Source organism: Trinickia camelliae, assembly GCF_053525655.1.
Map to the genome: position 1 here is coordinate 1 of NZ_JBCHAA010000055.1, position 560 is coordinate 560.

The 560-nt window shown below is 68.0% G+C and carries 1 pseudogene; it reads left to right on the forward strand.

The window, feature by feature from the left end:
• Window positions 1-560, forward strand: a pseudogene (locus tag AAHK20_RS33485) (autotransporter outer membrane beta-barrel domain-containing protein); the annotation flags it as partial.

A 560-nucleotide genomic window follows, 5' to 3' on the forward strand; every position in this document is an offset into this window, starting at 1 on the left:
GCGACGCTGCAAGTGAACAACGCCATGACGATCACCGGCAACTACAGCCAGGGGTCGGCCGCGACGCTGCTGGTCGGCGTGGCGAGCGGCGCGGTGACGACCGGTTCGCTCACGGCCGACAGCGGCTATGGGCGTCTCGTGGTGTCGGGCAGCGCGACGGTGGCATCGGGCTCGTCGGTCACGCTGCAGAAGACGGGCGGCTACGCGTTCGCGGCCGGACAGCGGTACGTCGTCATCGACGCGTCCAGTACCGGGACGAACTACAACGCGAGCAGCCTGAAGTATTCGATCAACGGCTACACGAGCGTGATGAGCGGCGCGAGCGTCACGAACAGCGGCCGCAGCGATCTCGTGGTGACCGTGGTGAGCGCGACGGAGATTGTGCCGTCCTCGGGCACGAGCACCAGCGGCACGGATACGGGAACGGGAACGAGCACCACCACGACCACGCCGCGCGCGCCGGATCTGGCGAACCGGCCGAATGCGGCATCGTCGCTCGGCGGGCTGCTGAGCTACTCGGGCATCAGCCCCGATCTGCTGAACCTGTACAACGCGGCGAC